The sequence below is a fragment of the Devosia sp. CN2-171 genome (genome assembly GCF_049354815.1).
Lineage (GTDB): Bacteria > Pseudomonadota > Alphaproteobacteria > Rhizobiales > Devosiaceae > Devosia_A.
Genome location: NZ_CP186479.1, coordinates 1,863,883 through 1,877,767, shown reverse-complemented (window position 1 = coordinate 1,877,767; position 13,885 = coordinate 1,863,883). Strand labels below are relative to the sequence as shown.

The 13,885-nt window shown below is 65.1% G+C and carries 12 protein-coding genes and 1 tRNA gene; 7 read left to right on the top strand and 6 right to left on the bottom strand.

Annotation, left to right across the window (positions count from 1 at the left end; translation table 11 throughout):
- From hisD to murA, 3 genes are all read right to left on the bottom strand, one after another.
- Nucleotides 1-1,293 carry a histidinol dehydrogenase gene (hisD, locus tag ACOYW5_RS09315; protein WP_423068970.1) on the bottom strand — a complete coding sequence of 431 codons (1,293 nt, stop codon included), beginning with the start codon at nucleotides 1,291-1,293 and terminating at the stop codon, nucleotides 1-3.
- A complete protein-coding gene (locus ACOYW5_RS09310) occupies nucleotides 1,294-1,722 on the bottom strand; it encodes a DUF2948 family protein (protein WP_423068969.1) in 429 nt (142 codons plus the stop codon).
- Between the two features lie 119 nt (nucleotides 1,723-1,841).
- A complete protein-coding gene (gene murA / locus ACOYW5_RS09305; RefSeq protein ID WP_423068968.1) occupies nucleotides 1,842-3,128 on the bottom strand; it encodes a UDP-N-acetylglucosamine 1-carboxyvinyltransferase in 1,287 nt (428 codons plus the stop codon).
- Nucleotides 3,129-3,538: 410 nt separating this feature from the next.
- On the opposite strand from murA, the gene ACOYW5_RS09300 reads away from it, so the two are divergent.
- A tRNA-Thr gene (locus ACOYW5_RS09300) sits at nucleotides 3,539-3,613 on the top strand.
- 200 nt (nucleotides 3,614-3,813) lie between these two features.
- Here the strand turns inward: ACOYW5_RS09300 and ACOYW5_RS09295 are convergent.
- The 3 genes from ACOYW5_RS09295 to ACOYW5_RS09285 are packed head-to-tail and all read right to left on the bottom strand — an operon-like array spanning nucleotide 3,814 to nucleotide 7,150.
- Complete coding sequence (locus ACOYW5_RS09295) at nucleotides 3,814-4,560, bottom strand: copper homeostasis protein CutC (RefSeq protein WP_423068967.1); 747 nt, start codon at nucleotides 4,558-4,560, stop codon at nucleotides 3,814-3,816.
- On the bottom strand, nucleotides 4,557-5,999 hold the full coding sequence (locus tag ACOYW5_RS09290; RefSeq protein ID WP_423068966.1) for a M81 family metallopeptidase: 1,443 nt from the start codon (nucleotides 5,997-5,999) through the stop codon (nucleotides 4,557-4,559). Before ACOYW5_RS09290 ends, ACOYW5_RS09295 begins: the two co-directional genes overlap by 4 nt.
- On the bottom strand, nucleotides 5,999-7,150 hold the full coding sequence (locus tag ACOYW5_RS09285) for an MFS transporter (RefSeq protein ID WP_423069438.1): 1,152 nt from the start codon (nucleotides 7,148-7,150) through the stop codon (nucleotides 5,999-6,001). The genes ACOYW5_RS09290 and ACOYW5_RS09285 overlap by 1 nt, the downstream gene beginning before the upstream one ends.
- Nucleotides 7,151-7,520: 370 nt before the next feature.
- On the opposite strand from ACOYW5_RS09285, the gene ACOYW5_RS09280 reads away from it, so the two are divergent.
- The 6 genes from ACOYW5_RS09280 to ACOYW5_RS09255 all read left to right on the top strand — a co-directional run bounded on the left by ACOYW5_RS09280 (nucleotide 7,521) and on the right by ACOYW5_RS09255 (nucleotide 13,858).
- Entirely contained in the window at nucleotides 7,521-8,675 is a 1,155-nt protein-coding gene (locus ACOYW5_RS09280; protein ID WP_423068965.1) for a Gfo/Idh/MocA family protein, read from the top strand.
- Between the two features lie 10 nt (nucleotides 8,676-8,685).
- Nucleotides 8,686-9,573, top strand: coding sequence for a carbohydrate ABC transporter permease (locus tag ACOYW5_RS09275; RefSeq protein ID WP_423068964.1), 888 nt, complete (start codon nucleotides 8,686-8,688; stop codon nucleotides 9,571-9,573).
- A gap of 95 nt (nucleotides 9,574-9,668) precedes the next feature.
- Nucleotides 9,669-10,511, top strand: coding sequence for a carbohydrate ABC transporter permease (locus ACOYW5_RS09270; protein ID WP_423069437.1), 843 nt, complete (start codon nucleotides 9,669-9,671; stop codon nucleotides 10,509-10,511).
- A 74-nt stretch (nucleotides 10,512-10,585) separates the two neighbouring features.
- On the top strand, nucleotides 10,586-11,809 hold the full coding sequence (locus tag ACOYW5_RS09265; RefSeq protein ID WP_423068963.1) for an ABC transporter substrate-binding protein: 1,224 nt from the start codon (nucleotides 10,586-10,588) through the stop codon (nucleotides 11,807-11,809).
- A gap of 80 nt (nucleotides 11,810-11,889) precedes the next feature.
- A complete protein-coding gene (locus ACOYW5_RS09260) occupies nucleotides 11,890-12,969 on the top strand; it encodes an ABC transporter ATP-binding protein (protein WP_423068962.1) in 1,080 nt (359 codons plus the stop codon).
- Nucleotides 12,970-12,991: 22 nt separating this feature from the next.
- Nucleotides 12,992-13,858: a MurR/RpiR family transcriptional regulator gene (locus tag ACOYW5_RS09255; RefSeq protein ID WP_423068961.1), complete on the top strand. Its 867-nt coding sequence runs from the start codon at nucleotides 12,992-12,994 to the stop codon at nucleotides 13,856-13,858.
- Nucleotides 13,859-13,885 lie beyond the last annotated feature (27 nt).

Genomic DNA, 13,885 nt, shown 5'->3' with positions numbered 1-13,885 from the left:
CTACCGATTGAGCCTTATCGATACGGAGCGCCCATGCGCCTCGAGGCCCTCCGTCTCGGCCAGCGTCACCGCTGCCGGCGCCAGTGCGGCCAGCGAGGACGGATCGCACCCAAGCACCGACGTCCGCTTCATGAAATCGATCACTCCCAGCCCCGAAGCATAACGCGCCGACCGGGCGGTCGGCAGTACGTGGTTGGAGCCTCCGACATAGTCGCCGATCGCTTCGGGCGTGTGATGTCCGAGAAAGATCGCACCAGCATTGCGGATTTTGGGGAGCAACGCCTGGGGATCATCGAGTGCGAGCTCGACATGTTCCGACGCGATCCGGTTCGCCAGTTCCACCGCCTCGGCGAGCGAGGCGACCGTGATCACCGCCCCGAATTCTTCCCACCCCGCGCGCGTGATCTCGGCCCGTGGCAGCAACTCGATCTGGCGCCACACCTCGTCCTCGACGAGGTCGGCCAGCCGATGGTCGGTCGTCACGAGGATCGACTGCGCCCCGCCACCATGCTCGGCCTGCGCCAAGAGGTCAGCCGCCACCCAGGCCGGATTGGCCGAGCTATCGGCGATAACAAGCACTTCGGAAGGGCCGGCGATTGAGTCGATGCCGACGGTGCCGAACACCTGGCGCTTGGCGGCAGCGACATAGGCATTGCCGGGGCCGATGATCTTGCTCACCGGCTTGATGGTCTGGGTGCCGTAGGCCAACGCCGCGATGGCCTGTGCTCCGCCGAGACGGTAGACCTCCGTAACGCCGGCCATCTTGGCGGCGGCGAGCACTGCCGTACTGACGACCCCGCCGGGAGACGGCACGGTCAGCGCGATGCGGTCGACGCCGGCGATGCGCGCGGGTATCGCCCCCATCAGCACGCTAGAGGGATAGTTGGCGGTGCCGCCGGGCACATAGATGCCGACGGCTTCCATCGGCGTCCAGATGGTGCCGAGGGTGACGCCGAGAGCATCCTGATAGACGTGATCGAGGGGCTTTTGCTTTTCGTGATGGGCGACGATGCGGTCGTGCGCGAACTGGAGCGCGGCCCTCACCTCGCCGGAGATGGCGGCGTCGGCGGCCTCGATCTCGTCGCTGGAGAAAGCCAGCGTTGCTGCAGTAAGCGGCAGCTTGTCGAAGCGCTCTGTGTATTCGATCACGGCTTCGTCGCCGCGCGTGCGCACGGCAGAGAGAATGGAGGCGACGGCGACCCCGACCTCCTCGGAGACTTCGCGCTTGGAGTTGAGCAGGGTTTCGAAATCGCGGGCGAAACCGGCATCCCGGCTGTCGAGACGAACCGGCATTTACGACGCGTGCTCGGGCTTGGCCTTGGCCGCCCAGGCCGAGCCTAGATCAGCCAGCCGCGCTTCCAGCACCTCGACCTCGAGCCGCACCGTACCGCCGCCGGCAAAGGCGAGCTCGACATGCCCCGACGGAGCTTCCGTCTCGGCAAAGCGAATGGTCAGGAGCTCGAGCGCCCCGTCGACCGCATTGGTGTCGATCCCCGCGACCTTGGCCGAAATCACATGGTCGAAATGCAGCGCCGCGCGCTTCCGCACCCCGGTCTTGCCGGCCGAGCCGGCTTCCCAGGCGTAGCGGTTCATCAATAGCGCAAAGCGCTTGTCGGCCTTGGCGAAGCCCATGTCGCCCACCCGCACGATCGCGTCCTGCGTGGTGGCGGAGATGACGTCGAGGTCTTCGCTGTCAAGCGCGATAAGCTTGAGATCGGTCATGGATGTGAGGGTCCGAGTACGTTGGATTTACCCACGAAAGTGGGAGCCCGGACCCCGATCTACAAGTTTGAGGGGCAGGGGGCAATGCGGCTTGCACCGCATCACCCGGCTTGTTGCCGTCAGCCCGTGACGCGTTCGATCTCTGCGCCAACCGCGGACAGCTTGTCCTCGAGCCGCTCGAAACCCCGGTCGAGGTGGTAGATGCGGTTCACCATGGTCTCGCCCCGCGCCGCGAGCCCGGCGATCACCAGCGACACCGAGGCGCGGAGGTCCGTCGCCATCACCTGCGCGCCCTTCAGCTGGCCGACGCCGGTAACCGTCGCCACCTGGCCGTCGACCTTGATGTCGGCGCCGAAGCGGGCGAGTTCAGCCACATGCATGTAGCGGTTCTCGAAGATCGTCTCGCGGATGGTCGAGGTGCCGTTGGCCATGGTCATCAGCGCCATGAACTGGGCCTGCAGGTCCGTCGGGAAGCCCGGGAAAGGCTGGGTTTCGACGTCCACCGCCTGGATGCCGTTGCCGTTGCGATAGACCCGGATGCCACCCTCTTCGGGCGTGATCCGCACGCCGGCTGCGCTTAGCGTATCGAGCGCTGCCTGCAGGTGCTTGGGGTGCGCGTTCTTCAGCAGCACATTGCCACCGGCCATCGCGGTTGCCATGGCATAGGTGCCCGTCTCGATACGATCGGCGACGACGGTATGCGTCGCGCCATGCAGCTCATCGACACCCTCGATAGTGAGGGTGCGCGTGCCGATGCCGGAAATCTTGGCGCCCATCTTCACGAGGCACTCGGCAACGTCGGTGATCTCGGGCTCCATCGCGGCATTCTCGATCACGGTAGTGCCGCGAGCGAGCGTCGCCGCCATCATCAGCACATGCGTCGCGCCGACCGTGACCTTGGGGAACACCACATGCCCGCCGCGCAACCCGCCCTTCGGCGCCTTGGCGACGACATAGCCTTCGTCGATCTCGATCTCGGCGCCCAGTTCCTTGAGGCCGTAGAGGAATAGGTCGACCGGCCGCGTGCCGATGGCGCAGCCGCCCGGCAGCGACACCCGCGCCTCATGCGCCCGCGCCAAGAGCGGCCCGATCACCCAGAAGCTCGCGCGCATGGTCGAAACCAGCTCGTATGGAGCCGTGGTATCGACGATCTCGGCGGCTTCGAGCGTCATCCGCTGGCCATCGAGCGTCGGCGCCTTGCGGCCGTGCACGGCAACATCGACACCGTGATTCTCGAGGATCTTCTCGAGCTGCGTCACGTCCGCGAGGCGCGGCACGTTCTCCAGGATCAGAGGATCCTTGGTAAGGAGCGAGGCGATCATCAGCGGCAGCGCCGCGTTCTTGGCGCCCGAAATCGGAATCTCGCCAACGAGTTCGTTGCCGCCAACCAGCCGAATGCGATCCATGAATTTTGTTCCCGACTCTGGGCCGCAACGGCCCGTGCCCTAGCTATCCGATTGCCGTTCCGGCTTCAACGAAGGCTGCCCGCCATCATTGTCCGGCTGTTCAGTATCAGATTGTGGTTTACCGCCCGTTGCCGGCTGACCCGCCGACCTCGCCCGCGCCTGTTGCTTGCGCCGCTTGAGGTTTTCGCGGAGCTTTGCGGCTAATCTTTGCTCGCGCGTTTCCTGCGCCATCGGCACTCCGCCACCGCCTGCGCCGGGCCCATTTGGCCTTCTGGCGCAAGTTTCTTCTAGCAGAGGGCGGCTGATTTGCCTGTATCCGCTTTGCAGCTTTTTTGCCTTGCGCGACCCGGCACCCTGTGGCAGTAACCGCGCCACGCCGCCGGGCCCCTCGCCCGGACCGCCAGCGTAATGCTGCAGTAGCTCAGTGGTAGAGCACTCCCTTGGTAAGGGAGAGGTCGAGAGTTCAATCCTCTCTTGCAGCACCATTCTACCTAAACGATTTCAGCAATTTGCGGCGTCAACTGGCGCCGAACCCGGCTTGTCACACGCTAGCACAGCACGATGTGGCCCAGCAAATCCAACAGCTTAGCCCGAGCCCTTCGGACCGTGCTGGACGAACATCACCGCGCGTTGTTCCAAGCCGAGCACAACGTCCTGCCTGACAAGATGGTCAGAGTGTTTGCCCCTACGATCCGCCTAACGAGGCTATCGTGGCGCGCACCGATGCTTCGTCGGTGATCGTCAGCGAGAACTCCCGCTCGATTGCGGTGCGGCCCATGCCGATGGCGGGGTTGCGGAAGCGCATGGGGCTGTCGACGACGCGGGGCGCTGCGAAATGGAATTCGTCGGCCTGGGTACGCCGATAGACCTCGGCGATATTGCTGCGGTTGAGGCCGCCGCAGGCGATGACGCGGATGCGGCCACGGGCGGCGGCCACGGTCCGGGCCAGCGTGTCGATGCCCTCGGTGGCCATTTTGTGCCGGCCGCCGGTCATCACACGGTCCACTCCGCAGCGGACCAGGGCCTCGATCGATTCCTCATAATCGCGGGTCATGTCGAAGGCGCGGTGGTTGGTGACCTGCATGGGACGCGCGGCTTCGACGAGGGCGCGGGTGCGGGCCTCGTCGATCGTTCCCTCGGCGGTGAGGCAGCCGATGACGATCCCCGCGACGCCCATGGACTTGAGCATCGCAACGTCGGCGAGCATCGCGGCGAACTCGATATCGGAATAGAGAAAATCGCCGCCGCGCGGCCGGACCATGACGAAGAACGGGATCCGGGCCACGTCCTGGGCGGCGCGCACCATGCCCATGCTCGGGGTCAGCCCGCCTTCGAGGAGGCCGGCGCACAGTTCGACCCGATCTGCGCCTGCGTTCTGCGCGGCGACGAGCCCATCGGCACCTTCGACGGCGATTTCGACCAACGCTGTCATCGGACGCGAGCTGCCCGGGCCGAGGCGACGGCGCTCGGCGCCCAATCGAAGCCGGTGTCGAAAGGATAGGTGGGGCGCACCTTGCGCAGGCGTGGCAGGCGTTCGACGAACTGGTCGACGACGCCGGGGGAGAGGGCCATGAGGCTGGGGTTGGCGATCGGTGCCAGCTCCGGCGAGAGATAGCCGGACTTGACCACGAGGATCTTCGCCGCCCCGGGGGCGAGGCCGAGCCGGGTGAAATCGGCGATGTTGTGGAACGGCCGGCGGCGGGCCGTAACCACCAGCTTGATACCGCCGATGCGCAGCACGGCTTCGCGCAGGCGTTCTTCGCCGACATCGAGGAGGAAGACGACTTCGGCCTGGACGCGTACGGGGGCGCTGGCGGGATCGAGGCTGCCGCCGATGTCGAGCGACAGGCTGGCGCCGATGCCCGCGGCATAGGCGAGAGCGGTCGCCAGCCGATCGGCGATGCCGGCGAAGACGACGCCGTCGGCGCCCTGGCGGAGCAGTTCGGCGAGGACGTCGGCGCGGTCGCCCACGCCGCCGCCGGTCGGGTTGTCGCCCGATTCGGCGATGATAGCGGGGCCGGTCTTCGCGGCGATGGCGAGCGCCACGCATTCTTCGATAGTGCCGGTGCGGGTGCCGAAGACGAACTGGTCGCGGGCGCTCCAATAGTCCTGCGCGAGGGCTTCGGCGGCGCGCTCGAGTGCCGGCAGGTCGGTGCCGGTCATGATGGCGGCGGCGGTGGCGCGGGGCTCATCGGCCCAGACATAGCCCACCATCAGAGAGGCGTCCCAGATGGCTTCGGCCGCATCGATCGAGGGGAGCTGGGCATAGAGGCTCCGGGCGGGTTCGTCTTCCGTGCTGGTGCGCTCGCCGGGAAGGACGACGGGGACCGGAGCCCAGGCGATCACCGGGCGGACGCCGGTTTGCAGGCTGCGCACCAGCATGGTGACCGCGCGGCGCATGGTCGCTTCGACGTCGATATGCGGTGCGGTGCGGTAGGTGGAGAACATGTCGAGCGCGTCGATGATGGCCTGGCTGACATTGCCGTGGAGGTCGTAGCTCGCCGATATCGGGATCTCGGGGCCGACTAGGGCCCGGACGGCGGTGATGAAGTCGCCCTCGGCGTCTTCCATGCCCTCGACATACATGGCGCCGTGCATTGCGAGGTAGACGCCATCGAGCGGGCCGGCTGCAGCGATGCCGGAGAGGATCTCGGCCTTGAAAGCCTCATAAGTCCCGCGTTCGACCGGGCCGCCGGCGATGGCTCGGGCATGGAGGGTTGGGACGAATTCGGCCGGGTAGTCGCCCAGGAAGGAGAAATAGGCATCGTCGGTGAGGTTCGCGCCGCGCAGGATGCGGAACTCCGCTTCGTGGACGAGGACCGGATTGTAGGTGCTGCACTCGGTGTGAACACCGCCGACGGCGATACGCATCAGGCTTCTCCTTGTGCGAGGAGGTGCGGTTCGGCGGCCTTGCGGGTAAGGCGGCCGGAGAGGGCGAGGCTCACGAGGAGGATAGGCAGCAGCGCCGCGATGCCGAAGCGCAGGTCGACGTGCTGGCCGATGAAGCCGATGAGCGGCGGGCCGACGAGGAAGCCGAGGAGCGCGATGAAAGAGAGGGTCGCGACGCTGGTCGACGAGCGGGCCGGATCAAGATCAGCTGCAGCGGTGACGGCGAGCGGGAACCCCACCGAAGCGCCCAGGCCGACGATCGCGAGGCCGAAGAGCGCGAAGGGCAGGCTTGGGGCCAGCGTCAGAACGCCGATGCCCACGATGGCAAAAACCACGCTTGCGCGGGCGAGCACGACGGCGCCGAGCCGTGACTTGGCCCAATCGCCCCAGAACCGGCCCGCTGCAACGAACAGCGCGAAGACCGCGTAGCCGATGCCGGCTTCGCTGCCGACGCCGAGCACGTCGCGCAGGAACACAGCGGACCAGTCGGCCATGGCGCCCTCGGTCATGGTGACGCCGAAGACGAAAAGGCAGATGCCGAGGAGGGCCCAGTCCGGCAGGCGGAAGCCGACCGGCGGCTTCACTCCGGGCACAGATGCCGCGCTGTCGGGGCCGTAGTCCGGCACCAGCCGGCCGACCAGCGGCCCGACGACGAGCGTGACGGCGGCGACATCAAGGATGGCCCAGCGGGCCTCAACGCCGGCCGCGGCGAGGGCGGAGCCGATGATGCTGCCGGTCATGATGCCGAGCGACCAGAAGCCGTGCGCCTTGTTCATGATGAGGCGGCCTGTCGCTTTCTCGACCTTGTCGGCTTCGACGTTGAGCCCAAGCTCGACAAAGGAGATCGTCGAGCCGCAGAGCATCAGCGCGACGAACAGCAGCACCGGGTTTGTGGCCAAGCCAGGAAGGCTGACGGCGATGGCATAGAGCATGAAGCCGAAGATGATGGCGGCCCGGGCGCCGATGCGGCCGACGAGCGGGCCAGCGAAGGGCAGGGTGAGCAGCGTACCGGCGGGCAGCCCGAGCAGCACCATGGCGAGGCCGGCCGGACCGAGGCCCAGTGCTTGCTGCACGTCGGGGATGCGCGGCAGCCAACTGCCGAAGGCAATCGGTTGCAGGAAAAAGACGAGCATGGTCACGCGAGTTTGGGAGAGAGGTGCCATTCGCTCCAGCCTTGTATACGGAGCCCATCAGCCGACGCCCCCCGATGTCATTGATTTTCATCGGCGACTTGGTTCGCGTCGTCAAGAGGTAAGTCCACATGCATACCAATTCGATAGAGCTAAACCCCGTTTGACATCGAATGGAACAAACATTCTGCCTAATTCCAAGGCTGGAAGGGCTCAAAACGCGCAGAATCTGGAGCATTCGCGACGGTCTAGATTGGTATTGAAAGTGGGTCGTCACCGTGTTGACATGTGGTCGCGTTTCTGGTCACCATGAAAATGGTTTACAGCTGTTCCAAGCGGTGGGACGGTCAGTCGGTGGGGGCACGGGCAGTCCATGAGGGTCGGAATTGTTGGCCTCGGTTATCGGCTGGCCTATCTGGCGCGGGTGTTTACCGCCGAGCACGCCGATTTCTCCGTAGTGGGCTATGTCGACCCCGCACCTGCCGGCCTTCCCTACACGCAGCAGCATGGTATCCCGGTCGGCAAGCCGTACCCGTCGCTTGACGCGATGCTCGATGCCGAGCAGCTCGACCTGTTGATGGTCGGTTCGCCCAATCACCTGCACCTCGAGCACATCCGCATGGGCATGGAGCGCGGGCTCAAGGTGTTCACCGAGAAGCCGGTGGTCACCACCGTCGACGAGACGCTGGAGCTTGCAGGGCTGATCGCCAAGCACGGCTCGGACAATCTGATGGTCGGGCTCGTGCTGCGTTATGCGCCGCTCTACAAGGACCTCCGGCAGGCACAGGCCGATGGGCTGCTGGGTGAGGTTGTCTCGATCGAGGCTTCGGAACACATCCCGCCCTATCACGGCGCCTTCTTCATGCGCGATTGGCGGCGCTACGAGCGCTACTCGGGCAGCTTCATGCTCGAGAAGTGCTGCCACGACCTCGACCTTTACAACGGCGTGATCGGTCATCGCCCCAAGAACGTCGTGAGCTTCGGCGGGCGCAAGATCTTCATCCCCGAGAATGCCCCGGAGTCCCACGGGATCAACGACCTCGAGGTCTATCACCGCAAACCCAGCGGCTGGATGGGCTCGGACAAGGTGTTCGACAGCGATGGCGACATCATCGATTTCCAGACCGCCATGGTCGAGTACGAAAACGGCTCCGTGCTGTCGTTCCATACCAACCTGAGCGTCCCCGACGATTTTCGGCGTTTCGCCGTGATCGGCGCCAAGGGGCAGGCGGAAGGCGATTTCGTCCGCAACTACTTCAAGGTGACGGACTCGCGCACGTCAAATCGCCTGATCGACACCACCTACACGGGCACTGAACTGTCGGTGCACTACGGCGCCGACGAGCAGATGGCGCGCGATATCTGCGCGCACCTCTACGACGGAGCGCCCCTGCCGGTTTCGGTCGTCGATGCGCTTGAGGCCGGGCTCCTGGCGCTCACCATGGATGAGGCGCGAAAAACCCGCTCCGTCATCGACATGACGCCGATCTGGCAGCAATTCGACTCCGCCCTCCGGCGAGCGAACTGAGGACAGGGCGATGACCGCAAACCGAAGCGCCGTTTATTTCGCCCTCCTGCTGCTCCTGCCCGCCGTCGCTTACATCCTGTTCATCGTCGCCTATCCACTGGTCGACACGGTCATCCTGTCGTTCACCAACGCGGCGCTCAGGCCCAAGGTCGATTGGGTCGGCTGGGCCAACTACCAGAAGATATTCGCCAACTCCCGGTTCACCGAAATCATCATCCGCACCATCGTGTGGACGATCTGCTCGGTCGGCCTGAAGATGATCATCGGCACCTGCGGCGCGGTGCTGCTCAATGCCACGATCCCCGGCCAGGCCATCTTCCGCATCCTCACCATGCCGCCATGGGTCGTGCCGATGGCCATCGGCATCTACATGTGGGGCTGGATGTACAATGGCCAGTTCGGAATGATCTCCGGATTGCTCCAGAACTTCGGCATCACCGACGGCCCATACGCCTTCCTCGGCTATCCGACTCCGGCATTCTGGTCGACCATCGTCACTGACGTCTGGATCGGCGTTCCGATCGTGACCATCTACCTGCTCGCCGCCATCCAGTCGGTTCCCAAGGACCTCTACGAAGCCGCCTGGGCCGACGGGGCCGGGCGCTTCTATCGGTTCCGCCGCATCACCCTTCCGCTGATCCTGCCGGCGATGCTCACCATGTCGCTGCTCTCGCTGATCGCGACGTTCAACTCGTTCGACATCATCTGGATCCTGACGCAGGGCGGGCCGTCCGGCAGCACCACGACCATGATCATCGATACGTTCCAGACCGGTATCCGCTCGTCCAAGTACGGCGAAGGCGCGGCCCGGGCGGTGATGATCTGCATCTTTGTATCGATCTTCTGCCTCGTCTATTTCCGCGCTGTACGGCGCCTCTCGCAGGGAGCCGCGCAATGACCGACCTGTCGCGCGCCGCCGCCGCTCCCGAGGCACCCGCTGCCACTGCTTCCGCCACCAGGGCTCGCCGCGTACGCGTCGCAGCGGCGCGACCCATGATCGATCGCTACCGCTGGTACGAGATGGTGGGCCTCTATGCAGGCATCGCGGTGTTTCTCTTCTTCGTGCTTGCGCCATTCATCGAGGGCTTCCTCGTTTCGCTGAAGCCGCTGGCCCAGCTGTTCTCGACGCCCTACAGCATCATCCCCAAGAACGGCTCGTTCGACGCCTACATCAACATGTGGACGAGCGTCCCGGGCCTCGCGCGGTACATCTTCAATTCGCTGCTGATCTCGACCATCGAGACCGCCATCGTGGTCATCGTCGCGGTGCCGGCCGCCTATGCTTTCGCCCGCTTCTCCTTCCCGGCGAGCGGTGTGCTGCTTGCGGCCTTCCTTGCGGTCAACATGTTCTCGGGCGCCGTGCTGCTGATCCCGCTATTCCGCCTGATGCGGACGATCGGGCTGCTCAACACGTACTGGGCGCAGATCATTCCTGGCGCCGCGTTCCTCATCCCATCATCGATCTGGCTGCTGCGCACCTACCTGCTCCGCATTCCGCGCGAGCTCGACGAAGCGGCCTGGGTCGACGGCGCCTCGCGGCTCTACACCATGCGCCGTGTCATCCTGCCGCTCGCCATGCCGGGCATCGTGGTGGTCTCGATTATGACGTTCATCGGCGCCTATGCGCAGCAGTTCATCTTCGCGCTGACCTTCAACTCCAAGACTGAGTACATGCCGCTTCCGATCGGCCTCTTCGGCTTTTTCGGCAAGCAGGAGGTGCAGTGGAACGAGCTGATGGCAGCCAGTTTCGTCGGAATCCTGCCGGTCATGATCATCATCGTGTTCCTGCAGCGATACCTCGTCGCCGGTCTCACCGCTGGGGCGATCAAGCAGTGACAAGTTTCCTGGCCGGTCCTTGGGGGGCCGGTCCGGGCAGGGCGCCCCAGGGCGTGCAACAAGGGAGACTACGAATGAACAAGACCAAAGGCCTTATTCTGGCGTCGCTGGTTGCTCTTTCGGGCACCACAAGCTTCGCCGGCGTCGCCGCCGCCGAAGAGATCAATCTCCTCCTCTGCGGTGACACGGTGACACCCGTTTACACCGCACTCTTCGAAGAGTGGAACGCCGCCAATCCTGATTACCCCGTCGCGACCGAACTGGTCGGCTGGGGCCAGTGCCAGGACAAGGTGACCACCCTGGCTGTCGCCGGCACGCCGGTGGATATTGCCTATGTCGGTTCGCGTACCCTCAAGCAGTTCGCCCTCAACGACCTCATCGTCCCAGTGCCGATGACCGATGAAGAGAAGGCCGGCTACTATAACTACGTGCCCGAGACCGTGACTTTCGACGGCACCCAGTGGGGCATTCCGGTCGCCTTCTCCACCAAGGCCTTCTTCTGGAACAAGGACCTGTTCAAGGCCGCCGGTCTCGATCCGGAAACCCCGCCCAAGACCTGGGAAGAAGAGATCGCCTTCGCCAAGCAGATCACTGAGAACACCGACGCTGCCGGCTTCGGCATGATCGCCAAGACCTTCGACGGCACCGTGCACTGGTTCCTGCACTGGGTTTACACCAATGGCGGTCAGGTCATCGACGCAGACGGCAATATCGTGCTCGACAGCCCGCAGAACCTGGCTGCCCTGACTGCCTTCAAGGATATCGTGCCCTATTCCGAGGAAGGCCCGACCGCCTACGAACAGAACGAAGTCCGCGCCATCTGGCTCGATGGCGGCCTGGCCATGATGCACTGCTCGGTAAGCTGCGCCGGCCGCGGCACCGAAGCCGGTATCAACTGGGGTGTTGCCCCGCTGCCGGTCGGCCCCGAGGCCAAGGGCCCCGGCACGCTGCTGATCACCGACTCGCTGGCGGTGTTCAAAGGCACCGGCCAGGAAGAAAAGGCTATCGAGTTCGGCAAGTTCCTGACCTCGCCGGAGAACCAGCTTAAGTACGAGCTGTCCGAAGGCGGCCTCACCCCGCTGCGCCCGTCCGCAGAAGTCGATGCCCTCGTCGCCAGCACTCCCCATTGGAAGCCGTTCATCGACGGCATCGAATTCGGTGGTCCCGAGCCGCTGCTGACCGACTATGTCGGTTTCCAGAACGTCATGATCGAAATGGTCCAGTCCGTCGTGACCGGCACTGCCGAGCCTGCCGCCGCCCTCACCAAGGCAGCCGCCGACCTCGAGCAGTACAAGTAAGTCCTTCCCGGCCGCCGCGACTTCGGTTGCGGCGGCAATCACTCATCGGGCCGCGCGTCGGCCCCATGGAGACCCCCTGGATGAGTCGGCTCACCCTCTCTCGCCTCAAGAAATCCTTCGCCGAAATCGAGATCATCAAGGGCATCGACCTCGAGGTGAACGAAGGCGAGTTCGTCGTCTTTGTCGGCCCCTCCGGTTGCGGCAAGTCCACGCTGTTGCGCATGATAGCGGGGCTCGAGGACGTGACGGAGGGCGAGATCATTATCGGGGGCAAGCCCGTGAAGGACCTGCCGCCGGTCAAGCGCGGCATCGCCATGGTGTTCCAGTCCTATGCGCTCTACCCACACATGAGCGTGTTCGAGAACATCGCCTTCCCGCTCCGCGTCGAGAAGCTTCCTCATGATCAGGTGAATGCGCGCGTGCAGCAGGCAGCCAAGGTGCTGCAGCTCGAAACGCGCCTGCAGCAGCGGCCCGGCACTCTTTCCGGCGGCCAGCGCCAGCGCGTCGCCATCGGCCGCGCCATCGTGCGGCAGCCCAAGATATTCCTCTTCGACGAGCCGCTCAGCAACCTCGACGCCGCGCTCCGCTCCGAGATGCGCATCGAGTTGATGGAGCTGCACAAGCGCCTCGGCTCCACCATGATCTACGTCACCCACGACCAGGTCGAGGCCATGACCATGGCCGACAAGATCGTGGTGCTGAACGCCGGCGAGATCGAGCAGGTGGGTTCTCCATTGGAGCTCTACCACAAGCCCGACAACCTGTTCGTCGCCGGCTTCATCGGCTCGCCGAAGATGAACTTCATAAGTGGCAAGGTGGCCGCGGCCGAGGGCGGCGAGGTGGTTGTCGACCTCCACGGCCTCGGACGGATCGCGCTGAAGCGCCAGGGGGCCGGCGATCTTGTCGGCAGCGAGGTTACGCTGGGCATCCGACCCGAGCATCTTGCCAAGGATGGTGGTCCGTTCAGCTTCTCGGTGACGCCGAAGATCGTGGAGCGGCTGGGCATCCACACGGTGACCTATTCGACCCTGCCTTCGGGCGAGAACTTCACCGGTCTGTTTGAAGGCGATCCACACGTCGCCGAGGGCGAACCGTTCTCGATCGGTATTGACCCGGCGCAATGCCACCTGTTTGACGAACAGGGCAAGGCTGTCGCTTGAACCGGGGGCGTGGGGAGGAACGATGCTGGACCTGGTGGGATATCTGCAGGCCGAGAGCGAGACCTTTACCCGCTCCGAGCAGCAGCTGGCCAAGGTCATCCTGACCGATATCGCGGCGGCGCTGCGCTTCTCGATCATCGAGCTCGCCGCGGCCGCCGATGTGTCGGCCCCGACGGTGACGCGCTTCTGCCGGCGGATCGGCTGCGACAGCTTCTCCGAGTTCAAGGTGCGGTTGGCGCAGAGCCGCTCGGTGGTGAAGCGTTACGTCACCGCGCCCGAGGGGCCGGCTACCACCACCGAGATTGCGCACAACATCGTCAACTATGCCCAGGCGGCATTGTTCACCATGGTGGGAAGCCTCGACGTCGACCGCGTCGAGCAGGCTGCTGCCAGTCTTGCCGGGGCCGAGTACATCCTCGCCTTCGGGTCGGGTGGTACGTCGTCGCTGGTCGCCAACGAGCTCGAGACACGGCTGTTCCGGCTGGGCCTGAGGATTACGGCCTCGATCGACCACCAGGCGCAGATAATGCGCACTGCGGGGGCGCCGCGCGGCACGGTGATCATCGCCTCGTCGGTCAGCGGCCGCAACCAGCCGCTGGCGCAGGCTCTGCATGCGGGGCGCGACTACGGGATGACGCGGATCGTGATCACCCGCCCGGATTCGCTGGTCGCGCGGGAGGCGGACATCCTGCTCGGCATCGACGTGCGCGAGGCCGACGACATCCTTCGCCCCTCGCCGACCCGGTACGCCTACCTCGCCATGATCGACATCATCGCGCAGACGGTGGCGACGCGGAGGCAGCAAGCCGCCGTGCCGGCGCTCGCGCGCATCAAGCATCAGCTGATGGTCAACCGCGACGGCGACGATACCCAGCCGCTCGGGGATTGACCGCGCCACTTCGACCGGCGCGCCGCG